This window comes from Polaribacter sp. 20A6, from assembly GCF_011378915.1.
Classification (GTDB): domain Bacteria; phylum Bacteroidota; class Bacteroidia; order Flavobacteriales; family Flavobacteriaceae; genus Polaribacter; species Polaribacter sejongensis.
The window spans coordinates 644,115-666,730 of the sequence record NZ_WTPZ01000002.1; the positions used below are offsets into that span (position 1 = coordinate 644,115).

Sequence of the window (22,616 nt, forward strand, 5' to 3'; positions counted from 1 at the left end):
AAAGAGCCAATTGGCTCTTTTTTTATGATTTTAATTTAAAACTTATTCAGGATTCTTAACAGTAAACACATTTCCGTCTAAGTAGTAGTTTGCACGTAATTTTAATTCCTGAGGATAATAAATAATGCTTTCTGGTTGTTGTTTTAGCAAGTAATTACCAGTGTCCCATTTATTGTTTTTATTTTCATCAATAATGGCTCTAATAAAATAGGTTTTTGGTTCTAATAGATTGTATCGTATTTGACCAGAACCTGAAATAAAACGTCTTTCTATAAGTTTGTCTTTGTTTTTTCCTTCTAAAAGTTCAATAATTAAATGATTAGAAGTTTCGTTTACAATATCCATGGTAATTCTTCCGTAATCTTCAATTTCTTTTGTAGTAAATTTATAATTTAAGGTATCATTTTTTTGTTCAAAGATATCAGAAATAGCGTCTGGCATCATCTTAAAAGCATATTTCTGTTGTGGTTCTTTATCAAAAACAAAGGCTATTTTATTTTCTATGTTAGAAATAATACTAACAAAAGGAACTGACAATGTATCTTTATCTATCAAGGTAATCTTGCTCGTATCAATTTTTACAAGCGGGTTATTTCCTTTTATAAAAAAAGTATCTCTAAGTTGTAATGTTCCACTTACAGAAGAGCTTAAAATTAATGAGTCTGTTTTTTTCTTACGAAGTTTTACCGTAACCGTATCTATAAACCTATCGTTTGTAACTATAAAATTTAAAGAATCTGCTTCAAAAGGTTTGTACCAGTAATTTAGTGTGTCTTTATCCATTTGAAGTTTAGAAACACTTTTAAAATCATCCGGAGTATCAGAAATAATTTGAACTTTTAAATCTTTTATTTCACCTTCATAACCAAATTCAATCTTACCTCTCGTAATTTCTTTTCCACGTTTAAATGAATAAGGTTGAGTTTCTTTAAACAATATTATTGGTTTTTTTATAATACTATCTCTAGGTAAAGTTATGGTATCTGTAAAAAAACCTATTTTATCTTCTTTAGGATTAAAAAGGTAATCATTAATAGATTCTTTTAATGCAATCATTAAATACTTACCTTCTTTTAAGTTAGTAAGATTAAAAAGTGAAGTATCTAAAGAGTTTGCTACATAATTCGGTTTGTTTTTAAAAACAATAGAATCTGTAAAAGAACTATCAATTTTATACAAAAGAACATTAATGTTTTTCTGAATTTCGTCTGAGGAAGCATCTTTAATTGCTCCAGAAGTAGAAAGTGAATCTATATATTTTCCGGTAGAAAAAACATATTTAAAGTTTTCTAACTTATTTCCTTCATTATTGTCTTCAATAGCGTTACCAAAGTTTATAATATAAGTAGTGTTTTTAGTTAAAGTATCTAGAATTTCTATATTTAAAAATTTACTGGCTGTACTTTGTGGTGTAACCAATAAAGGTGTTTTTAAAGGAGGAGAAACAATAAGTTGTGTGTTTAGATCCTTTAATTTTATGTATTCATTAAAGTTAAGTTCTATTTCTTTTGCATCAAAATTAATAGTTTCATACGCAGGTGTAGAAGTAACAAACAAAGGTGCATCTTCATCTTTCGGGCCACCTTCAGGGTTTCCTGTTCTTGCGCAGTTGGTTAAAATTAGAATTGAAATGCTAAAAAAAATAAATTTAAAAAAGTGTCTCACAAAAAGTAAATTTTATACAAATTAACAATATATTTTTGACTTAAAAATCATAAAGTTTATTCGGTGTATGCCATTGTTAAAATACTAATTTTTACACCTTCGGTTTTTTGCAGTTCTTTTGCACATGCTTCTAGGGTTGCGCCAGTTGTAATAACATCATCAATTAGTAAAATGTGTTTGTTTTTTAAGGCTGCTACATTAGATAACTGAAATTTGGTGTCGTTATTATTAAAACGCTCAAAACGAGCCTTAAAAGTTTGAGTTTTTGAAGTAGAGGTTCTTAATAAAATATCTTCTACAAAGGGTTTTTCTAGATGATTACTCAAGGCCTTACCAAATTTTGAAACTTGATTATAACCTCTTTCCCTTCGTTTTTTAGGATGTAACGGAACTGGAACAATAACGTCAATAGCAGAAAATTCATTATTTTCTATTAACATTTCTCCCAACCAATTTCCGAAAAAGACACCAACTTCTTCATTTCCTTTGTATTTTAATTCGTGAATTAATTTTTTGGTAATCCCTATTTTTCTGTAAAATAATAAAGAATATGCTTTTTCTATGGTAATTCTTCCATAGAATGTTTTAGTTATTTTATTTTCAGAATAGTTTGTAAAATTAGTTAAAGGTAAGTCGTGCCTGCAAAATGTACATATTGCATTTTCATTCTTAATGAGTTGATTATCGCAATTTGCACATAATTTAGGGTAAAAAAGATTGAATAAGTCTTTTAAAATTCGCATTTTTACAAAGCCTTTTTTTTAGAAAGATAAGATTATAATTTAAGAACAAGATTTGAACAACAGAATAAATTTTTTAAAAGAGTCAATTAAGAACTTAAAGACCTTAGGAACCGTTACACCGAGTTCTCGATTTTTGGCAGAAAGAATGTTAAAGAAAATAGATTTTTCTAAAGTAGAAGTTTTAGTAGAATTTGGTCCTGGAAACGGAGCGATAACCAAACTTATTTTAGAGAAGTTGCCCATTAATGCAACTCTAATTTGTTTTGAAATTAATGATTGTTTTTACAATGAACTATCCGAAATAAAAAATAAGCAACTAATTGTTGTAAAATCATCTGCAGAAAAAATTGAAGAAGAACTGAAAAAACTCAACTTAAATAAAACGTGTCACATTATTTCTAGTTTGCCTTTAACGATCATTCCGGAGGAAGTTACAGATGAAATTTTAGAAAAATCTTTTCATGCTTTAGCAGATAATGGAACCTTTATTCAGTTTCAGTATAGTTTAACATATTTTAAAAAACTTAAAAATGTGTTTAATGAATCTATATCTTTAGGTTTTGAGCCCTTAAATTTTCCTCCAGCTTTTGTTTATCATTGTAAAAAAGTAGGTTAATTTTTTATTGATATCTTTTTATAAAAGTTTCTTTAACTCTTTCTGATAATAATAAATAAGGAATAATAATTCCTGTAGAAATAAAACTTTTTATCAATTGATTTTCCTCTACACTTGTTAAACTATTAACACCTGTTAAAGCTGTTGCTATAAATGAATCGGCTACTATAAATACAAAATAAACGATTAAAAAGATTGCATATACTTTAGGGAAACTACTTCTCTTTTTTATAAATAAAACAATAATTAGCGGTAAAAAGACTAAAACTGCTGCGTTAAATATTGTTTCAATAATCAATAATAGCCCTATAGAGAAACTAAAGTCTGCGCCACCAAAATAGACTAACCAATCTCCATTTAAATAGATTTCCGTGCTTAATAAATCCATAAAAACTCTTATTGGTGAGATACAGAGTCCAATACCAATTAAAATTAACCAACCACCAATAGGCTTATTTTCTTGATAATAAGATTCAATTTTTGGTGTTACATCGTAGTGATAAAGTTTAAAAGCTAGCCAAGTAAAAAAGATTAAAAAACAAATAAATACAAAAATGCCTAAGTATTTTAATACTGAACCAGTTGAGGTAGAACTGCCTCCTATATTATAGGAAATGTTATAGTTTAACTCACTATCTAGTTTTTTTAAGTCATTATAAAATGCAGGGAATTCGGCTACACTTACAAAGTCTTTTTGTATTTTAAGTAAATGTTTTAAAGTTAATATGTTTTTAGACTTATTATATAATACATCAAAATCGTAAAAAATATTTGGAGAACTCAAGTTGAAATTATCTTCATCAACATTCCATTCTTCTGGTAACTCTACATTAATGGTATGGCTTCTTGTAATGGGATAGCTAAGTTCAAAAGGTGTTTCTCTTTCAATTTTAGAAGGCATTGATAGTACATTTGTTATTGTGTAAGGTGTAAAATCCACACCAATCTGGTTTTCCATGTATGATGGTTGCCAAATACTATCAATCTTATAAGTTTCATTTATTGTAAATGTGTTTGTTTTAAGATTGTCTGTATATTCGGGTTTACCTAAACTTTTTATATTCGCATGATAGTCTGAGTAAAATTTTTCAAACTCCTTTTGGATGTTGATAATACTATTGTTTTTAAAATAAAAACGAATATTATCTGCTTCTGCTTCACTGTAAACACTAGTTATTTTTAAGATTGCACCTTTGCCAACTTCCTCTAAAATATAATTATCTGTTATATCGATGGTATTTTCTGCAAACGGAAAAATTTCTTCAAAACCTTTATTTCCTTTTTTAAGAACTAATCCAAATCTATAATCAGGAAAAACAACTTTATTAAAAGTACCACCTTGATTTGTGATTGTTGGATCATACCAACGCTCACCTTCATTACCATCGATAACTTTAACTACACAATGATTAAAATGAGCAGGATTTGGCAATAAGTTGGTAACCGTTTTCTTTAGATAAGTACTCACTAAAACAGGATACGCTTCAATGTTCATTTGATTAAGCATGGTTACTAATAATAGACTTTTGTCTTTACAGTCACCAAATCGTTGGTTATAAACCTTGTTGGGAGACGAAGGCTTATAGGCGCTAATTCCGTTTTCTAACCCTAAATATCTTACTTCATCTTGCACAAACCTTAATGTCGCCTCTATTTTTTGACCTTTAGTATTGTTTTCTTTATCAATTTCCTTAATTTTTTTTAATAGACTAGTAGATAGGTTGTCTTTAACTTTAAAAAGCTGAACACCCCAATCAATTAAATTCTCCCAAGATTTGTAATTACCTATTTCTATAAAGTTAGCGTCTAGAAACCAAGAAGGTGTGTTGTCTTCAAAATGTGTAGCGCTTATGTTTTCTTCTAATAAAGAATACGTGTATTTGTTATTATTAAAAGTTTCTTTAAATTTTAATTGGTTTTTAAATAACTTTACTTCAAGTTTGTTTTTAGAGTTAATTTTGATGTTTATTTTACCTATCGGATGGGAGTTATCTAAATTATAATATTCTGCAAAATAATTTTTATGAATAGGGTTGTAGCCCTTTCGTGTAAAACTATAGGCTATAATATCTCCAACTCTTACATCACTTATATGGGTTACTGCAGACAAACTACCGTCATATATATAATTTTCTGCATCTAACTCTTGTCTTATAGTTTGAAACTCTGAACTGTTGAGTTTACTGATAGTTTGGCCGTTTCTGATAATATCAATTTCATGAAAACTAAGGTTTTGATAACTTGGGTCAAAAGAAATATTAATACTCGATGCTTCTTGTATACCTACATTTTCCGTAATTTTAGTGACAACTTTAAAGTAATTCTCTTCGCTATCTACCTGTGTTTGCTGATCGTATAAGAGAATTAAAGTTCCTTGTGTTACTTCATCTAAATCAATATTTGGCTCGCTTGCATACGTTTGTATTTCAACCCAATTAGGTGTTGATGTTTTTTTAATCTGAGCAAAATTTAAAGAGATAAAAAGGAAGGAGAAAACAACCGTAAAAAGGCTTTTTAACATGTTATAAAAGTTTTAACAAAAGTAATTTTTAATATATAAAAAATTGATATAAATAATTTATTTTTGCTGCATGGCAAAACAAGAAGATCAATTTAAGAAAGTATTATCGCACGCTAAAGAATATGGTTATGTTTTTCAGTCTTCTGAAATATATGATGGTTTAAGTGCGGTTTACGATTATGCTCAAAACGGAGTTGAGCTAAAGAAAAATATTAGAGATTATTGGTGGAAAGCAATGGTGCAAATGCACGAAAACATTGTAGGTATAGATGCTTCTATATTAATGCATCCTACAACTTGGAAAGCTTCTGGACACGTAGATGCTTTTAACGATCCATTAATTGATAACAAAGATTCTAAAAAACGTTACAGAGCTGATGTTTTAATTGAAGAATATTGTGCTAAAATTGAAGGTAAAATAAATAAAGAAGTTGCTAAAGCAGAAAAACGTTTTGGTGATGCTTTTAATAAAGAAGAATTTTTAGCTACCAACGGAAGAGTTGTTGGGTATCAAGAAAAAATAAATACAATTTTAGCTAGAATGGGTTCTTCTCTAGAAAAAGAAGACTTAGCCGATGTAAAGTTATTAATTGAAGAATTAGAAATTGCAGATCCTTTAACAGGTTCTAGAAATTGGACTGATGTAAAACAGTTTAATTTAATGTTTGGTACCAAATTAGGTGCTTCTGCAGAAACTGCAATGGATTTATATTTGCGTCCGGAAACGGCACAAGGAATTTTTGTAAATTTCTTAAATGTGCAAAAAACGGGTAGAATGAAGATTCCTTTCGGAATTGCACAAACGGGTAAGGCTTTTAGAAATGAGATTGTTGCAAGACAATTTATTTTTAGAATGCGTGAGTTTGAACAAATGGAAATGCAATTTTTTGTAAAGCCAGGAACTCAAAAAGAATGGTATGAAGCTTGGAAAGAAACGCGTTTAAAATGGCATTTATCTTTAGGAATGGGGGCAGAGAACTACCGTTTTCATGACCATGATAAATTAGCTCACTATGCGGATGCAGCTGCAGATATTGAATTTAACTTCCCATTCGGATTTAAAGAATTAGAAGGTATTCACTCTCGTACAGATTTCGATTTAAAAGCACACGAAGAATTTTCTGGTAAGAAATTACAGTATTTCGATCACGAAGAAAATAAAAGTTACACACCTTATGTTGTAGAAACTTCTATTGGTTTAGATAGAATGTTTTTAGCTGTTTTCTCTAACTCTTTACAAGAGGAAGCGTTAGAAAATGGAACTACAAGAACTGTTTTAAAATTACCTGCAGTTTTAGCGCCTTTTAAAGCAGCTATCTTTCCTTTAGTTAAAAAGGATGGTTTACCAGAAGTAGCGCGTGAAATAATGGACGATTTAAAATGGGATTTCAACGTTTTTTACGATGAAAAAGATGCCGTTGGTAAACGTTATAGAAGACAAGATGCAGCAGGAACACCATTTTGTATTACTGTAGATCATGACACTTTAGAAGATAAATGTGTTACTATAAGACATAGAGACACTATGGAGCAAAAACGTGTTGCAATAGCTGATTTAAAAGAAATTATTAAAGCAGAAGTAGATGTGAAAACTTGGTTACAGAAAATGTAATTAAATTTTAAGGATAAAAAAAAGCTGAATCTCAATTGAGATTCAGCTTTTTTTTTTTGCTTTTAAAATAAGTGTTATGCTGCTATTTTGTCTGCACAACAAGCCATTTTACAGTCTTCTTTACAAAATGTTGTTCCATCTTCATTAACAGAGCAACAAGCTTTCTCTGTTTCTGTAGCAGTTGTTTTATTCTGGCAAGTTTCTTTACAATCTTCTGTACAAGTATGTGCTACTTTTTTAGGAGCAATAGAAGCTTTATAAAGTTCTCCTCCAGCAATACCGCTAACAAAAGCAACTAAATCTTCTTTAGAAGTTGTGTTTGCATCAAACGCAATGTTTGCAATGCTGTCTGTAAAAACAACTTTTGCATCTATAACACCTTCCTTTTTAGATAACTTAGATTGAATCGTTTTTGCACAACCAATTTCGCAAGTCATACCAGAAATAGCTAAAGAAACGTTCTCTTTCTGTACAGGTAATTTTTCTTTTTTAACTTCACTTTTACATCCTATTAAAAGGGAACAAGCAAGTGCGAAAGAAAATAATATTTTTTGAATTTTCATTATTATAAGTTATAAAATTATTTTACAAATTTATTAATAAAAGCCTTGACTTTTAAATTTTTATAGAGTTTTGTACTAATTTTACATAAAAAAAGGTTGAAAACCTAAATTTTCAACCTTTTATACTTTTTTAGAGTAGCTTATTTAAAATCTTCGTCAGTAACACCTTCGTTAATTTTAATTTCTGTTACCTCAAATTTTATGTCCATAGGACCCATTTTTTGTCCCATTGAAAATGGAAATTTAACACCCTTTACTTCTTTGTAATTAGAAAAAGTAGAAGGTACTCTTACTTCTTTTCCGTCTGGAGTTTTTACAACTTGAACTTCTTGTAATTTTAATCCAGATTTTACATCAAAAAATATTTCTTTATCATCATATTTAATAACGTAAGCTTTGGTGTCTTCTAAAGGTTCAATTCTTAAAAGCTCTCCTTCTTTATATGCTAATTCTCCTATAATTGTATTTTTAGCTTTTGATTTTGTAATTTCTTCTGCTGTCATTTCTTTTTTGTTACCTCTTGCTTCTTGGTAGCCAGTTTCACCATCAAAAACCATTTTTTGTAAAACTTGTCCCATTCCAGAAACAATAACAACACTTTTATTAGGTGCAGCAGTTTTTGTTACTAAAGAAATATCCATTCCTTGTACTTTTGCCGCAGAAGTAATTGAAACAGATTCAATTGCCATTAATTTATCTTCTCCTCCAATAGCATCAATGTAAGAATCAATAACAGAACTTGCAGTAACTCCTTCTGGAATTGCTATAGTCATTTCTGGCTTTTCAGTAGTATTTCCATTTTTATCAAAGTAGTTAATGGTATATCCTGTTTTTTCTAAATTATCTAAAACATCAATCGCTTTACCTGTAACAATTATACGAGCTTCATCACTTTTAAAGTATTTTAAAGCTGCATTTTGAACATCTTCTGCAGTAACTGCATTTATGTTAGTTAAATAGTTTTCGTAAAAATCTGTTGGTAAATTATAACGTGCAATATTTAAAGCAAAACTAGCAGCAGTTGCAGGTTTTTGTACATCCATAACAAAGTTACCAACATATTGTGCTTTTGCATTTTTTAATTCTTCTTCGGTAACTTTTTCAGCACGAATTTTATCGATTTCCTTTTTAATTTCTACTATAGAGCTGTCTGTGACTACGTTACGAACACTTGCAGAAGCTCTAAAAGTTGCAGCTACCTTACTTTGTCTAACACTAGAATAAGATCCGTAAGTATAACCTTTGTCTTCACGTAAATTCATAAATAAACGTGCGGTTCCACCACCACCAAGAATGTTGTTTGCTAATAAAGCTGCGTAATAATCTTTGTCACCTAATTTTAAATCGATATTGTTAGCAATTACCACTTCAGATTGTACTGCATTAGGCATATTGATAAAATTGATTTCTGTTTTAGAAACATTTTCTGGTTTTGTAAAAGCAACTTCTGGCACATCACTTTTTTTCCATTTTTTAAATAAACTTTTTACTAATTTCTTAGTTTCTTTAGGGTTGATGTCTCCAACAATTATTAAGTAAGCGTTATTAGGCTTGTAATATGTGTTGTAGTTGTTTTTAACATCTTCTAAAGTAATGTTGTTTACAGTTTCTTTAGCGATAAACTCTCCGTAGGGATGGTTTTTACCATACAATAAAGCGCTTTCTACTCTTCTGGCTGTGCTAGTAACATTTTTTTCATCAGATTTTAATCCGTCTAAAGTTATTTTAATTTCTTTATCGAATTCTTCTTGAGTAAATTGAGAGTTTTTAACTCCGTCTGCCATCAATTCTAATACTTCTGGAAAATATTTTGTTAATGATCTTGCAGAAGCTCCAGAACTATAAAAATTAACTCCGGCTCCTAAGAAATCTACTTTTTCGTTAAATTCATCTTTGGTAATGTTTTCTGTTCCTCTACCTAGTAAACTTCCCATTATGGTAGAAACTCCAGCTTTATCTCCTTCTACTACAGGTCTATTATCTATAGTTAAATTAGCAGACGCTCTTGGTAATTTATGGTTTTCTACCATAATTACTTGTAGTCCGTTAGATAAAGTAAATTTTTCTGATTTTCCTAATTGAACCTTTGGTGCTGGTCCTGGTTTAGGTTGTTGGCTTCTATCTATTTGCGCAGTTGTAGCAAAAGACATTGCTATAAGTGCGATAAGTGATATTATCTGTTTTTTCATTGTATATGTATGTCTTTTGTTAATTATTTTTTAGGTAAATACTCTAAAGTTACTCTTTGATTTGGGTTTAGATATTTTTTAGCTACTTCTCTAATATCTTCACGAGTAATAGAACGATAAATCTCAATTTCTGTATTAATTAAATTTGTATCTCCGTATAATACATTGTATCGTGCTAAAGAGTTTGCAATTCCTTCTACACTTGAGTTAGAATTTACAAATTGATTTTCGAATTGATTTTGAAGTTTTTGGTATGTTTTTTCTGAAATTAATTCTGTTTGTAGTTTTACAATTTCTTCATCAATTTCTGTAACAATGTCAGCTAATTTAGTTTCACCTTGTGGTAAGCCAAAAATAATATACGTTCCGTAATCTTCTTGACTTAAGTTAATAGCTCCAGCTTGTAATGCCATTTTTTTAGTATCTACTAACTTTTTATATAGTACAGAACTTTTTCCTGTGCTTAAATAAGAAGAAATCATATCTAATACTCTTGAATCTTTTGTTTTCATAGACGGCGTTCTGTACGCTGTCATAATCGCTGGAATTTGAATATTAGGGTCGTAACCTTTTGCTGAAATTGGAGTAGTAATAGGTTCTTCTTGAATTACTGTTCTTTCTATATCTGCTCCACGAGGAATTGGACCAAAATAAGCTTCAATCAATTTTTTTGCGTTTGCAACATCAATATCACCTGCAACCACTAAAGTAGCGTTATTTGGTACATAGAATTTTTTATTAAATGCTAAAAAATCTTCTAAAGTAGCATCATCTAAGTGTTGCATTTCTCCAATTGTAGTTCCTTTATATGGATGTTTTTTAAAGATTTCTTTTTTTACATATTCTAAAAAACGAGAATAAGGTTGGTTATCTACTCTTAATCTTTTCTCTTCTTTTACAACTTCGTTTTGAGTGTCTACACCATCTTGACCAATAATAGGATGTAATAAACGCTCAGATTCCATCCATAAACCTAATTTTAGATTGTTAGAAGGAAATACTTCATAATAATAAGTTCTATCATCAGTTGTATTGGCATTATTTTTTCCACCATTTGCCGCAACTATTTTAAACCATTCTCCTTTATCAATATTTTCTGTTCCTTCAAATAATAAATGCTCAAAAAAGTGAGCCATACCAGTTCTGTCTGGTTGTTCGTCTTTTGCACCAACATGGTACATTACTGCAGTTGTAACTACGGGTGCAGAATTGTCTTGATGTAAAATAACGTGCATTCCGTTATTTAAGTCATACTCTTCAAATTCTACTTGTTGTGCATTTATAGAAAATGCGACTAAAAAAGCAGAAGTAAGAGATAAAATACTTTTCTTCATAAATTTTATTTAATAAGTTATTAATTGATATTCTGTTTGACGCTCGGAAGTTTTATTTGTTACACTTTTCGCCAGACAATTTGTGTACACATCAAAAATAAAAAAGATATACATAAAAAGTGATGCATCTTTCTTTTATTGTGCTGATTTTGATAAAATTATTTATAAAAACAATATTGGTTAGTTGTAAAAAAGATGTATATTTGCACCCGCATTTTCATTAGGATAATGCAAAATAATTAGTAATAAACGCAAAACAAATAGTATGTACGCAATCGTAGAGATGGCAGGGCAGCAGTTTAAAGTTGCAAAAGACCAAAAAGTATACGTTCACCGTTTACAAGGAGAAGTAGGATCAAAAGTTACTTTTGATAACGTTCTTTTACTTGATGAAGCAGGTAATGTAACTATTGGCGCCCCAGCTATAGAAGGAGCTTCAGTAACAGCTCAAATTTTAAGTCACTTAAAAGGTGATAAAGTAATCGTTTTCAAGAAGAAAAGAAGAAAAGGTTACATTAAGAAAAACGGACACAGACAATTTTTAAGCGAGATTCTTATTGAATCTATTGCTGCTTCTGGTAGCACAAAAGCAGCTCCTAAGGCAACTAAAGCTGCTCCAAAGAAATCTGCAAAAGCAGACGACTTAAAGAAAATTGAAGGTGCAGGACCTAAAGCTGCAGAAGCTTTAGTAAATGCAGGTTTAGATACTTTTGCAAAAGTAGCAAAAGCAGATCCAGCAAAATTGAGTGAAATCTTAACTGAAGCAAGTTCAAGATTATCTCATTTAGTAACAACTACTTGGCCTAAACAAGCTGGTTTAGCTGCAGAAGGTAAGTGGGATGAATTAAAAGAATTACAAGATAGATTAGACGGAGGTATTGAAAAATAATTCCTAAAAATTTAACTTTAACCTATAAAAACTCAATAACATGGCACATAAAAAAGGTGTAGGTAGTTCGAAGAATGGTAGAGAATCAGAATCGAAACGACTAGGAGTAAAAATATTTGGAGGACAAGCTGCAATTGCAGGGAACATTATTGTTCGTCAAAGAGGAACAACTCACAATCCGGGAGAAAACGTTTACATGGGTAAAGATCATACTTTACATGCAAAAGTTGACGGTGTTGTAGAATTCCGTAAGAAAAAGGATAACAGATCTTATGTATCTATTACTCCATTTGAAGCTTAGTCTATTTAAGTTTTAAAAGTATTAGAAACGCTCAAGCATGAAAATGTTTGAGCGTTTCTGTTTTTTAGAAATTATTACTAGTAAATTAATTACTTTTTAGATTATTAAAGTGAATCATTTCCTATTTTTAGGAAGGTAATTCAGGTGATAAATCAGTATATATCTAGCCTATTAAATAAATTTAACAATAAGAATAAAAGTAAGTTGTTGTAATAGAGAATGGGTGTAAATACGTGTTTTTTAGATTATTATAACTGTATTTTGTGGTGTTTACAACTGCTAGTCATTTTATTGTTGTATATTTAACCATGAAATTTAATTTACTTGTAACATTTTTTTCGGGGGAATATGAATGTTATTAATAATAGTTAAATTTCATAAATAAAAATAAGCTACTCTTAGGGTAGCTTTTTTTTTATCTAGTTAATTATGTAGAAGCTTAGTTGTTACTATTTCGTATTTTTACGGCTATGAAATTTTTATACAACTTTGTCGTTTTTATTGCCGCTCTGTTACTACCAATAATTGCTTTATTTAATAAAAAAATAAAACTTTTTGTATCTGGTAGAAATGAAACATTTTCTAAGATATCTGCCTTAAAGAACTCAGAAGTTATTTGGTTTCATGCAGCTTCTTTAGGCGAGTTTGAGCAAGCAAGGCCAATTATCGAATCAATTAAAAAAGAATATCCAACATATAAAATTTTAGTCACTTTTTTTTCTCCTTCGGGATATGAAATTAGAAAAGATTATAATTTGGCAGATGTTATTTGTTATTTGCCTTTAGACTCTAAAGCAAAAGCACGAAAATTTGTAGAAATTGTAAATCCTAAATTTGCCATTTTTGTAAAATATGAGTTTTGGCCAAATCTTTTAAATGAATTAAAATTAAAAGAAATTCCGACTATTTTAGTTTCAGGTATTTTAAGAGAAAAACAATTGTTCTTTAAGAGTTATGGTGGTTTTATGAGAGATGCATTAAAAGCCTTTCATCACTTTTTTGTGCAAGACGAAAAATCTAAAGAATTACTAGAATCTATCAACTTTAAAAACGTTACCATTGCTGGTGATACTCGTTTTGATAGAGTTTCTAAAATATTAGAACAAGATAATGTGTTAGGTTTTATCAATCAGTTTAAAGGTGGTAAATACACAATTGTTGCAGGAAGTACTTGGCAAGAAGATGAAGCGTTGTTGGTAAATTACATCAATAATAATGCAACAGAAGATGAGAAGTTTATTATTGCACCACATAATATTAAACAAGATGCAATTTTAGAATTACAGAATTCCATCAACAAAAAAACAGTTTTATTTTCCGCTAAAGCGGATAAAAACTTAGCTGAATACCAGGTTTTTATTATTGATACGATTGGTATATTAACTAAGATTTATGCAGCGGCAGATTTAGCTTATGTTGGTGGAGGTTTAAAAACAGGATTGCATAATATTTTAGAACCAGCAACTTTTGGTATTCCTGTTGTGATTGGTAATAATTACGACAAATTTAAAGAAGCTGTAGATTTGGTAAAAATAGGTGGGTGTATTTCAATTGCAAATCAAGAAGAATTTACCTCTAATCTTATCAGTCTAAAAAACGATGAAAACTTTAGAAAGTTAACCGGTGTTATTAATAAGAGGTATATTAAAGATAACCTTGGAGCAACAGAATTAATTATGAATTATTTAAAAGAGAAGATTTAATAATGGATTTTATATTACAACCTTGGGCTTGGTATGTTGGTGGGCCTTTAATAGCAATATCATTACTCTTGTATTTTTACTTTGGTAAAAATTTTGGTGCATCAACAAATTTTGAAACTTTATGTACCATTGCAGGTGCAGATAAAGTATCGGATTATTTTAAGAAAGATTGGAAAGACAGAGACTTTGCATTGATGTTTGTTGTTGGTTTAATTATTGGTGGCTTTATTTCTGCAAATTTTTTAACGCCAAATCAAGCAATAGATTTAAACCCAAAGACGGTACAAGAATTAACAGATTTAGGTTTTTCTAATGTTGGAAGTCAATATTTTCCGGATGAAATTTTTAGTGAAGATGTTGTATTTTCTTTAAAAGGATTTTTAATTTTAATTGTTTCAGGAATCTTAATTGGTTTTGGAACCCGTTATGCTGGCGGTTGTACCTCTGGTCATGCAATTACAGGTTTAAGCAATTTAGAGTTGCCTTCTTTATTGGCGGTAATTGGCTTTTTTATTGGTGGTATTATTGCTACCTGGTTTATAATCCCTTTAATATTTTAGATATGAAAAACATTAAATTTTTAATATTAGGAATCTTTTTCGCAATCGTTTTAAGCAAAACACAAGCAATCAGTTGGTATCGATTTTACGAAATGTTTAAGTTTCAATCTTTTCATATGTTTGGAATAATTGGAGGAGCAGTTGTAATTTCTATGATTTTTATGCAACTTTTTAAAAGTGGAAAAATAAAAGACATTCACGGGAATAAAATAATTCCAAAACCGAAAGAAAAAGGTTTTGTAAGAACTCTTTTAGGAGGAACTTTTTTTGGTTTAGGTTGGGGGATTTCTGGTGCTTGTGCAGCTCCAATTTTTGTTATCCTTGGTTTCGAATTAATTCCGGCTTTAATTTTATTGTTCGGATCGCTTTTAGGAACGTTATTGTATGGCGTTTTAAGTAAAAAACTACCCAATTAAATGAGCAAATTAGTAGATGGTTTTGGTAGGCAAATGGAATATGTGCGACTAGCAGTTACAGATCGTTGTAATTTACGTTGCCAATACTGTATGCCGGCGCATGGTATAGATATTGTTCCGAGACAAGAATTACTTACTTTTAAAGAAATGTATCGTTTAATTCGTGTGTTAACCGAATTGGGGGTGAATAAAGTCCGTTTAACTGGTGGAGAACCTTTTGTGCGTAAAGATTTTGTTGGTTTTTTAGAAATGTTGTCTTATAACGATTTGTTAGACGCCATAAATATTACTACAAATGGTGCAATGATTTCTAAGCATATTTCTAAAATAGAGGAGTTAGAAAAAGTGAAAAATATCAATTTAAGTATTGATAGTTTAAATAGAGAAAAGTTTGCGAAAATTACTAGAAGAGATGTGTATCCAGAGGTTTATAAAACCTTTGAATTACTAGAGAAAAGTAGTTTAAATTTAAAACTAAATGTAGTTGTACAATCTGGTTTTAACACAAATGAAATTGTAGATTTTGTACGATTAACAAAAGATAAAAATGTTGCTGTCCGTTTTATAGAAGAAATGCCTTTTAATGGAAAAGGACAACGAGATATGAAAGAAAATTGGACTTTTAAGAAGATTTTAAACGAGGTGAAAACTGAGTTTGATGTTAATGAAATTCAATCAGAAAAATCATCAACTTCTAGAAATTATAAAGTTGATAATCATTTAGGAACGTTCGGAATAATTCCTGCTTTTACAAGAACTATTTGTAACGATTGTAATAGAATAAGAATAACATCTACCGGAACTTTTAAAAACTGTTTGTTTGATGATGGCGTTTTTAATTTAAGAGATTTTATAAGAAAAGGAGCGTCTAATGACGATTTAAAAGAACTGTTTTTAGGTTTGGTAAAACAGAAACCAGAAAATGGTTTTATAGCAGAAGCAAATAGAAAGGATGGTGGTGCTTCTGAAAGTATGAGTACTATTGGAGGGTAAAAAATATGGACAGTTTTGATATTTTTATTTTTGCTTTCATTGTTTATGGAATATACTGTTGTGTAAATATTAAAAGTGATTATTTAGACTATAAAAAGTCAAAAAACTATATAGAGTTTAATATTTATATTAGAAATGTTGGAATTATTATTGCAAGTTTTATTGCATTAATATATCAAATTAATAGATTGCTTAATTAAACGAATAATGATTTCAGTAGAAGAAGCTTTGCAAACCGTTTTAAATTCATATCAAGATTTTGGAGTTGAAGAAATTCCGTTTATAAAATCTGTTGGTAGAATTTTAAAGGAAGAAATTTTTGCAGATAGAGATTTTCCGCCATTTATTAGGGTTTCTATGGATGGAATTGCAATTGATTACTCTGCATTTAAAAATGGACAAAGAGATTTTAAAATAGAAGGAATTCAAGCTGCGGGAAGTGAACAAATTTCACTTAAGAACCCTGAAAACTGTATTGAAGTTATGACTGGAGCAGTTTTGCCTAACAATGCAGATACTGTTATTAGATATGAAGATGTAACGATAGAAGACGAAATTGCAACCATAAATATTGATGCAATTAACGATGGCCAAAATGTTCATCCTAAAGGAAAAGATGGACAAAAAGGAGATGTATTAATTGAAGAAAATAAAATAATTTCTGCAGCAGAAATTGGTGTTTTAGCAACGGTTGGTAAATCTACAGTAAAAGTTGCAAAACAACCAAAAGCAATGATTGTTTCTACGGGTGATGAATTGGTTGGGGTTGATGAGATTCCGTTAGAACATCAAATTAGAAGAAGCAATGTGTTTACATTGGTGTCTTTGTTAGAAAGATTAAATATTCCATCAGAAACCGCACATATTACAGATGATAAGCCAGTATTAAAGTCGAAAATAGAAAACTACTTAAAAGAATATGATGTATTGCTTTTTAGTGGAGCCGTAAGTAAAGGTAAATATGACTTTTTACCAGAAGTTTTTGATGAATTAGGAGTAGAAAAACTTTTTCATAAAGTAGCACAAAGACCTGGAAAACCCTTCTGGTTTGGAAAAAAAACTTTTCTTAATGAAAATGATTTAAATTCCGATAATCAGATAAATGATAAATATAAAAAGAACACAATTGTATTCGGATTTCCTGGGAATCCAATTTCTACTTTTGTAAATTGTGTAGCCTATTTTTATCCTTGGTATTATAAATCTGTAGACATAAAGGCTGAAACTGAAACGGCAATTTTAAATGCGGATGTTTCTTTCAAGCCTAATTTATCGTATTTTTTACAAGTAAAATTAAGTTCGAGATTTGGGCATTTAATAGCAACTCCAATTAAGGGAAATGGTTCTGGAGATTTAGCAAGTTTAGTGAAAACAGAAGCTTTTATTCAGTTGCCAAATGATAAAATTGAGTTTAAAAAAGGAGAGGTTTTTCCGATAATAAGATATAGATAATGAGCGATTTTAGTCATTTAAACGAAAAGAACAATCCTAAAATGGTAAATGTTTCTGATAAGAAAATTACCAAAAGAACGGCAATTGCAAAGGCAACCATGTTTTTAGGAGAAGAAGTAATTGCTCATTTTACAAATGATGAGTTATTTACCAAAAAAGGACCTGTTTTTCAAACGGCAATTATTGCTGGAATTCAAGGTGTAAAAAAGACCTCAGAATTAATACCAATGTGTCATCCGTTATTGATTAATGGTGTGGATATTGATATCAATATTATAGATTCAGAAAATATAGAAGTGCTTTGTGAGGTAACTATAACTGGTAAAACAGGTGTTGAAATGGAAGCTCTAACGGGCGCAAACATTACGTGTTTAACTATTTATGATATGTGCAAAAGCATTAGTCAGAAAATGGTGATTAAAGAAGTAAAGTTGTTAGAGAAAACAGGAGGGAAATCTGATATTAAGAATTAAATGTCATATAGAAATAAGACTTCTTGCTGATTGAAGAATCTAATTTTTAAAGATCAACCACTGTTATTTCTTCTTTATGGAGAATTACATGAAAATTATAAAATTTTGGAGTTCTAAATGATGAGATTTCTCAATCGCTTAAAAAGCTCATTTCTAAATGACACTTGCTTTAGAAACAATAGAATAATATTATGAAAAAACACAGCAAACATACCAATCTAGAAAGAAGAGATAACGATAATTTTGCTCCGAATGAAATTGCAATTTTGGGTACAAATTGTGGTGTTATTTCAGATTTGGTTCACAAGGTTTCTAAAAATTTATCAGATTATAAATTGGCTTATTTTGATGCTTCTCATGCCAAGGATGTCGTGAAGAATAACTTGTCAGAATATGTGTTTCATCACGAAGGAAATCTACAAATTACCACTTCTGGAAACATCAATAAATTTCAACAGCGATTAGATTTTGCTCAGTTTGATTATGTTTTTATCAACGGAAATCATTATCAAGGAGCAAAACAAATTCTAATTTTAGATGAGGCAAAAGAAGCCTCTGTTTTAAAAAGGTTAGATCAGTTAGATCGTATTCAATTTATAATTAAGTTGAAATCAGAAACTGAATATTTTAACTTTTTAGAAGAGAAATATCCGCAGATAAAAAATATTACTTGTTATACTATTGATGAAATTGATGCGATTTCTAATCATATTCATAATTTAATTCAAGAAAAAATTGCTCCTGTAAAAGGTTTGGTTTTGATTGGCGGAAAAAGTACAAGAATGGGAACGGATAAATCTGAACTTGATTATTTTGGAAAACCACAGAAAGAAGCGGTAAAAGAATTGTTAGAAAATAATACCTTAGAAACCTTTTATTCTGTTCAGAATTCATCAGAAAAAGGAGATGAAATTTCAGATAAATTCATCAATTTAGGTCCGTTTGGCGGAATTTGTTCTGCTTTTCAGAAAGATCCAAATGCAGCTTGGTTTGTGTTGGCAACAGATGTTCCTTTTGTAAATGAAGAAATTATTCAATTAGTATTAAAGCATAGAAACCCAAGTAAGGCAGCAACGGCAATTAAGGGGAAAGGTAAAGATTTTCCGGAACCTCTAATTACTATTTACGAGCCGAAAGCATACGCTATTTTATTACAATATTTAGCACAAGGATATTCTTGTCCGCGTAAAATGTTAATTAATTCTGAAGTAGAAATTGTAGAAATTGATGATGACTATATTAGAAACATAAATACACAAGAAGAGTTTAAGGAAGCTAAAAAAGAGCTAAATTAGTTGTAAATTAGAATGTTTAAATTTATGTAATCTCACTTTTATTATGAAAACAAAATCTTATTTTTTTATTCTTCTTTTCGGAATACTTTTTGCTAGTTGTACACCAGAACTTTCTACAAAAGAATTTATGGTAGATAATTGGGAAACCACTTACCTAAAAATAGAAATGTATACGGTTAATAATACAGATTCTTTGCAAGTTTACGAAGACAAATTTGATGATAATCCAGAATTAGTAGCACAATCTCAATATAATAATGATGGTACCTTTTCTGCTTGGTTTAAAAACACAAAAGGAGAGCAAATATCTAAAGCTATTGGAGAGTGGGATGTAGTAGGAGATTCTTTAAAAGTAGCTTTTAACTATGGAGGAAAAGATAAGAAAGTAAGCTACTTTATTGAAAGAACTACAGAAGGTTTTATAGGAACAAGTAAGTATGATTGGGATGAGGATGGAAACTTTGATGACTTGTTAACCATGAAGACAAAAAGAATTAAATTAGATTAGATTTGGTGAGTTTTAAAAAAATATCCTTAAGAATACGTATCTTTTTATCAATGATTTTATTGGTGTTATTGGCATCTGTATTAATCTTGGTGGTTACTATTTATCAGTATGATGAACAGACAAAAGACTACAATATTCAACGTTTTGAGCGTAAAGAAGCCACTACAAAAGAAATTATAGAGTTAGAGCTTAAAAACAAAACCACCTACCCGGTAAATACTGAAAATTTAGCTAAAATATTTCAAGAACGTATTTTTGAAATATCATCTATTAATAAATTAAACATCTCGTTTTACGACTTAAAGGGGAATTTGCTAAAATCGTCTACGGAAAATGCTTTTGAAAAGGTAGATATAAAACCGCTTCCGATAAATGTTTTAAAAGAATTATCGCAAAATTCTAATCATAAAATATTAAAAACAAGTGTAGAAAATGGAACGGGTTATCAATCTTCGTTCTCGTTTATACATGATCCAAAATTTAAAAGAATCGGTATTATTGAGTTGCAGTTTACACAAGATAACTCGGAGATAGAGCATGAGCTGAGAGAGTTTATGTTGCGATTGGGTGTGGTGTATATATTAATGTTTTTAATTGCCATTGCCATTGCATATTTCTTATCAAGTTATATTACAAGGTCTATTAAATCGATCTCTGATAAAATGCAGCAGACACGTCTTAATAAACGGAATGAAAAGATTATTTTAGACAAGGCTAGTTCAGAAATAGAAATTTTGGTGGAAGCATACAATCATATGATTGATGAATTGGGAGAAAGTGCTGCTAAATTAGCTAAAAGTGAGCGAGAACAAGCTTGGAGAGAAATGGCAAAACAAGTAGCGCATGAAATTAAAAATCCATTGACTCCAATGCGCTTAACAGTGCAAAGTTTTGAGCGAAGATTTGATCCTACAGACGAAAAAGCAAAAGAGAAGTTAAAAGAATTTAGCCAGACTTTAATTCAGCAGATAGATGTTATGAGTTCTATAGCATCTGCTTTTTCTGATTTTGCTAAAATGCCAACTCAAAAGAAAGAACAATTAGATGTAATTAGCGTTGTAAAGTTTGCTTTAGATATTTTTTCAGAGCGATATATAAAATACTACCCGCAAGAAAAAGAACTGCATGCTAATTTAGATAAAACGCAATTAATAAGAGTGATTACAAACTTAGTTAAAAATGCGATTCAGGCGGTAAATGTTGAGGAAAACCCTTTAATTGAAGTGAAAGTTTTTTCTGAAGATCTAAATATAAAGATTACAGTTTCTGATAATGGAAAGGGAATTTCTGACGACCTAAAAGATTTAATTTTTGAACCTAAATTTACTACAAAATCTAGTGGAATGGGATTAGGTTTAGGTATGATAAGAAATATTATTGAAGCTTATAAAGGAACCATTTCTTTTACTTCTAAAGAAGGATTAGGAACTGTTTTTACAGTTATCTTACCCAAAAGTTAATATAATCATTGCCTTGAATGTGAAGAATAGGCAACTAAATTTATAAAAAATGAAATTCGAGAATATTTTAGTTGAGAAAAAAGATAGTTTGGCTCAAATAACAATCAACAGACCCAAAAAATTAAATGCTCTTAATAAGGCAACAATTATAGAATTGAATGAAGCTTTTGAAGGATTAGAAGATGATACTAATATTAGGGCAATTATTTTAACGGGTAGCGGAGAGAAAGCTTTTGTTGCAGGAGCAGATATCTCTGAATTTGCAGATTTTTCTGTAGATGAAGGAACCCGATTATCTAAATTAGGGCACGATACTTTATTCGATTATGTAGAAAATTTATCTACACCTGTTATTGCAGCCGTAAATGGTTTTGCTTTAGGTGGTGGATTAGAGTTGGCGATGTCTTGTCATTTTAGAATAGCATCTGATAATGCAAAAATGGGCTTACCGGAAGTTTCTTTAGGAGTTATACCAGGTTATGGAGGTACACAGCGTTTGCCACAATTGGTTGGTAAAGGAAAGGCGATGGAAATGATTATGACGGCTGGTATGATATCTGCTGAAGAGGCAAAAGAATATGGTTTGGTGAATCATGTTACTACCCAAGAGGAGTTATTGCCATTAGCCGAAAAGATTGCAAGTAAGATTATAAGAAATTCATCGTTAGCTATTAGCGCAGCCATTAGAGCTGTTAATGCAGGTTTTGAAGATGGTGTTAATGGTTTTGATGTTGAAGTAGATGAATTTGGAGAGTGTTTTGGAACAGATGATTTTATAGAAGGTACTGATGCATTTTTAAATAAAAGAAAACCAAATTTTTAGAAATAGTTATAAAAAAAAAGCGAGTCTAAATTAGACTCGCTTTAAGCATCAAAGTATGGCAGTAGATTGATGATGAAATTTACTGTTTTTTAAATTCTGAAGTTTTCTTCATAAGACCTGTTATCTGTAAATATGACAACCTTATACGTTCCTTTTTCTTCTTCAGATAACTTGTAAATCCTGTTTATAAGTTCTTTTCCAGCTACTTTCTCAGAAAGAATAATAGCATCGTTGAAATATAAAGTTACTTCTAAAGGCTTATTGTTAAATGCTATTTTAGAAATTAATATTAAATCTCCTTCTGTTCTAATTACAGGTTTAAAAATTATTTCATCTTTTTCTTCAAAAAAAGTAACAAAACCATCTTTTACCTCAAATTTCTTAACAATAATTTCGAAGTCTTTTTCTAGTTCTGTTCTGTACAAGCCGTCTTCTAGATTTGTAAGATCGAAAGTTTTAGCATAGTTTCCAGAACTTTGTAATACTTGTTTATATATTGT

General features: G+C 29.9%; 21 protein-coding genes. 14 read left to right on the forward strand and 7 right to left on the reverse strand.

The window, feature by feature from the left end; genetic code table 11:
* Positions 1-42: 42 nt before the first annotated feature.
* Both GQS57_RS06625 and GQS57_RS06630 read right to left on the reverse strand, forming a co-directional pair.
* The gene (locus GQS57_RS06625) at positions 43-1,665 is read right to left on the reverse strand and encodes an Ig-like domain-containing protein (protein WP_165731785.1); all 1,623 of its coding nucleotides are present in this window, start codon (positions 1,663-1,665) and stop codon (positions 43-45) included.
* Between the two features lie 56 nt (positions 1,666-1,721).
* A complete protein-coding gene (locus tag GQS57_RS06630; RefSeq protein ID WP_165731786.1) occupies positions 1,722-2,408 on the reverse strand; it encodes a ComF family protein in 687 nt (228 codons plus the stop codon).
* Positions 2,409-2,460: 52 nt separating this feature from the next.
* On the opposite strand from GQS57_RS06630, the gene GQS57_RS06635 reads away from it, so the two are divergent.
* Positions 2,461-3,024, forward strand: coding sequence for a class I SAM-dependent methyltransferase (locus GQS57_RS06635; protein ID WP_165731787.1), 564 nt, complete (start codon positions 2,461-2,463; stop codon positions 3,022-3,024).
* Between the two features lie 4 nt (positions 3,025-3,028).
* On the opposite strand, the gene GQS57_RS06640 is transcribed toward GQS57_RS06635, so the two are convergent.
* Positions 3,029-5,545, reverse strand: a complete 2,517-nt coding sequence (locus GQS57_RS06640; protein ID WP_165731788.1) for a DUF2569 family protein — start codon at positions 5,543-5,545, stop codon at positions 3,029-3,031.
* Between the two features lie 70 nt (positions 5,546-5,615).
* Here GQS57_RS06640 and GQS57_RS06645 point away from each other — a divergent pair, with 70 nt between their 5' ends.
* Positions 5,616-7,157 carry a glycine--tRNA ligase gene (locus GQS57_RS06645; RefSeq protein WP_165731789.1) on the forward strand — a complete coding sequence of 514 codons (1,542 nt, stop codon included), beginning with the start codon at positions 5,616-5,618 and terminating at the stop codon, positions 7,155-7,157.
* A 74-nt stretch (positions 7,158-7,231) separates the two neighbouring features.
* On the opposite strand, the gene GQS57_RS06650 is transcribed toward GQS57_RS06645, so the two are convergent.
* The 3 genes from GQS57_RS06650 to GQS57_RS06660 all read right to left on the reverse strand — a co-directional run bounded on the left by GQS57_RS06650 (position 7,232) and on the right by GQS57_RS06660 (position 11,243).
* Positions 7,232-7,720: a cation transporter gene (locus tag GQS57_RS06650; RefSeq protein WP_165731790.1), complete on the reverse strand. Its 489-nt coding sequence runs from the start codon at positions 7,718-7,720 to the stop codon at positions 7,232-7,234.
* A gap of 140 nt (positions 7,721-7,860) precedes the next feature.
* A complete protein-coding gene (locus GQS57_RS06655) occupies positions 7,861-9,909 on the reverse strand; it encodes a pitrilysin family protein (RefSeq protein ID WP_165731791.1) in 2,049 nt (682 codons plus the stop codon).
* A gap of 23 nt (positions 9,910-9,932) precedes the next feature.
* The gene (locus GQS57_RS06660) at positions 9,933-11,243 is read right to left on the reverse strand and encodes a pitrilysin family protein (RefSeq protein WP_165731792.1); all 1,311 of its coding nucleotides are present in this window, start codon (positions 11,241-11,243) and stop codon (positions 9,933-9,935) included.
* Between the two features lie 265 nt (positions 11,244-11,508).
* Here GQS57_RS06660 and rplU point away from each other — a divergent pair, with 265 nt between their 5' ends.
* The 12 genes from rplU to GQS57_RS06720 all read left to right on the forward strand — a co-directional run bounded on the left by rplU (position 11,509) and on the right by GQS57_RS06720 (position 22,116).
* Positions 11,509-12,132, forward strand: coding sequence for a 50S ribosomal protein L21 (gene rplU, locus GQS57_RS06665; RefSeq protein ID WP_165731793.1), 624 nt, complete (start codon positions 11,509-11,511; stop codon positions 12,130-12,132).
* A gap of 40 nt (positions 12,133-12,172) precedes the next feature.
* On the forward strand, positions 12,173-12,433 hold the full coding sequence (gene rpmA, locus GQS57_RS06670; RefSeq protein WP_036782547.1) for a 50S ribosomal protein L27: 261 nt from the start codon (positions 12,173-12,175) through the stop codon (positions 12,431-12,433).
* Positions 12,434-12,903: 470 nt separating this feature from the next.
* Positions 12,904-14,136 carry a 3-deoxy-D-manno-octulosonic acid transferase gene (locus GQS57_RS06675; protein ID WP_165731794.1) on the forward strand — a complete coding sequence of 411 codons (1,233 nt, stop codon included), beginning with the start codon at positions 12,904-12,906 and terminating at the stop codon, positions 14,134-14,136.
* Between the two features lie 2 nt (positions 14,137-14,138).
* Positions 14,139-14,696 carry a YeeE/YedE family protein gene (locus GQS57_RS06680; RefSeq protein WP_165731795.1) on the forward strand — a complete coding sequence of 186 codons (558 nt, stop codon included), beginning with the start codon at positions 14,139-14,141 and terminating at the stop codon, positions 14,694-14,696.
* Positions 14,697-14,698: 2 nt separating this feature from the next.
* Complete coding sequence (locus GQS57_RS06685) at positions 14,699-15,112, forward strand: DUF6691 family protein (protein WP_165731796.1); 414 nt, start codon at positions 14,699-14,701, stop codon at positions 15,110-15,112.
* The gene (gene moaA, locus GQS57_RS06690; RefSeq protein ID WP_165731797.1) at positions 15,113-16,105 is read left to right on the forward strand and encodes a GTP 3',8-cyclase MoaA; all 993 of its coding nucleotides are present in this window, start codon (positions 15,113-15,115) and stop codon (positions 16,103-16,105) included.
* A 207-nt stretch (positions 16,106-16,312) separates the two neighbouring features.
* A complete protein-coding gene (locus GQS57_RS06695; protein ID WP_165731798.1) occupies positions 16,313-17,557 on the forward strand; it encodes a molybdopterin molybdotransferase MoeA in 1,245 nt (414 codons plus the stop codon).
* Entirely contained in the window at positions 17,557-18,030 is a 474-nt protein-coding gene (gene moaC / locus GQS57_RS06700) for a cyclic pyranopterin monophosphate synthase MoaC (RefSeq protein WP_165731799.1), read from the forward strand. The genes GQS57_RS06695 and moaC overlap by 1 nt, the downstream gene beginning before the upstream one ends.
* A 191-nt stretch (positions 18,031-18,221) precedes the next feature.
* Positions 18,222-19,325 carry an NTP transferase domain-containing protein gene (locus tag GQS57_RS06705; RefSeq protein ID WP_165731800.1) on the forward strand — a complete coding sequence of 368 codons (1,104 nt, stop codon included), beginning with the start codon at positions 18,222-18,224 and terminating at the stop codon, positions 19,323-19,325.
* Between the two features lie 43 nt (positions 19,326-19,368).
* On the forward strand, positions 19,369-19,833 hold the full coding sequence (locus GQS57_RS06710) for a hypothetical protein (protein WP_165731801.1): 465 nt from the start codon (positions 19,369-19,371) through the stop codon (positions 19,831-19,833).
* A gap of 50 nt (positions 19,834-19,883) precedes the next feature.
* Complete coding sequence (locus GQS57_RS06715) at positions 19,884-21,293, forward strand: PAS domain-containing sensor histidine kinase (RefSeq protein WP_165731802.1); 1,410 nt, start codon at positions 19,884-19,886, stop codon at positions 21,291-21,293.
* A 49-nt stretch (positions 21,294-21,342) separates the two neighbouring features.
* A complete protein-coding gene (locus GQS57_RS06720; RefSeq protein ID WP_165731803.1) occupies positions 21,343-22,116 on the forward strand; it encodes an enoyl-CoA hydratase/isomerase family protein in 774 nt (257 codons plus the stop codon).
* Positions 22,117-22,205: 89 nt separating this feature from the next.
* Here GQS57_RS06720 and GQS57_RS06725 read toward each other — a convergent pair.
* Positions 22,206-22,616 (reverse strand): hypothetical protein (locus GQS57_RS06725; RefSeq protein WP_165731804.1); only part of this gene is annotated, 411 nt, incomplete at its 5' end.

Coding starts and splice junctions, on each gene's coding strand:
- GQS57_RS06630 (WP_165731786.1), bottom strand. CDS start 2,408: ATGCGAATTTTAAAAGACTTATTCAATCTTTTTTACCCTAAATTATGT.
- GQS57_RS06640 (WP_165731788.1), bottom strand. CDS start 5,545: ATGTTAAAAAGCCTTTTTACGGTTGTTTTCTCCTTCCTTTTTATCTCT.
- GQS57_RS06645 (WP_165731789.1), top strand. CDS start 5,616: ATGGCAAAACAAGAAGATCAATTTAAGAAAGTATTATCGCACGCTAAA.
- GQS57_RS06650 (WP_165731790.1), bottom strand. CDS start 7,720: ATGAAAATTCAAAAAATATTATTTTCTTTCGCACTTGCTTGTTCCCTT.
- GQS57_RS06655 (WP_165731791.1), bottom strand. CDS start 9,909: ATGAAAAAACAGATAATATCACTTATCGCACTTATAGCAATGTCTTTT.
- GQS57_RS06660 (WP_165731792.1), bottom strand. CDS start 11,243: ATGAAGAAAAGTATTTTATCTCTTACTTCTGCTTTTTTAGTCGCATTT.
- rplU (WP_165731793.1), top strand. CDS start 11,509: ATGTACGCAATCGTAGAGATGGCAGGGCAGCAGTTTAAAGTTGCAAAA.
- rpmA (WP_036782547.1), top strand. CDS start 12,173: ATGGCACATAAAAAAGGTGTAGGTAGTTCGAAGAATGGTAGAGAATCA.
- GQS57_RS06675 (WP_165731794.1), top strand. CDS start 12,904: ATGAAATTTTTATACAACTTTGTCGTTTTTATTGCCGCTCTGTTACTA.
- GQS57_RS06680 (WP_165731795.1), top strand. CDS start 14,139: ATGGATTTTATATTACAACCTTGGGCTTGGTATGTTGGTGGGCCTTTA.
- GQS57_RS06685 (WP_165731796.1), top strand. CDS start 14,699: ATGAAAAACATTAAATTTTTAATATTAGGAATCTTTTTCGCAATCGTT.
- moaA (WP_165731797.1), top strand. CDS start 15,113: ATGAGCAAATTAGTAGATGGTTTTGGTAGGCAAATGGAATATGTGCGA.
- GQS57_RS06695 (WP_165731798.1), top strand. CDS start 16,313: ATGATTTCAGTAGAAGAAGCTTTGCAAACCGTTTTAAATTCATATCAA.
- moaC (WP_165731799.1), top strand. CDS start 17,557: ATGAGCGATTTTAGTCATTTAAACGAAAAGAACAATCCTAAAATGGTA.
- GQS57_RS06705 (WP_165731800.1), top strand. CDS start 18,222: ATGAAAAAACACAGCAAACATACCAATCTAGAAAGAAGAGATAACGAT.
- GQS57_RS06710 (WP_165731801.1), top strand. CDS start 19,369: ATGAAAACAAAATCTTATTTTTTTATTCTTCTTTTCGGAATACTTTTT.
- GQS57_RS06715 (WP_165731802.1), top strand. CDS start 19,884: ATGATTTTATTGGTGTTATTGGCATCTGTATTAATCTTGGTGGTTACT.
- GQS57_RS06720 (WP_165731803.1), top strand. CDS start 21,343: ATGAAATTCGAGAATATTTTAGTTGAGAAAAAAGATAGTTTGGCTCAA.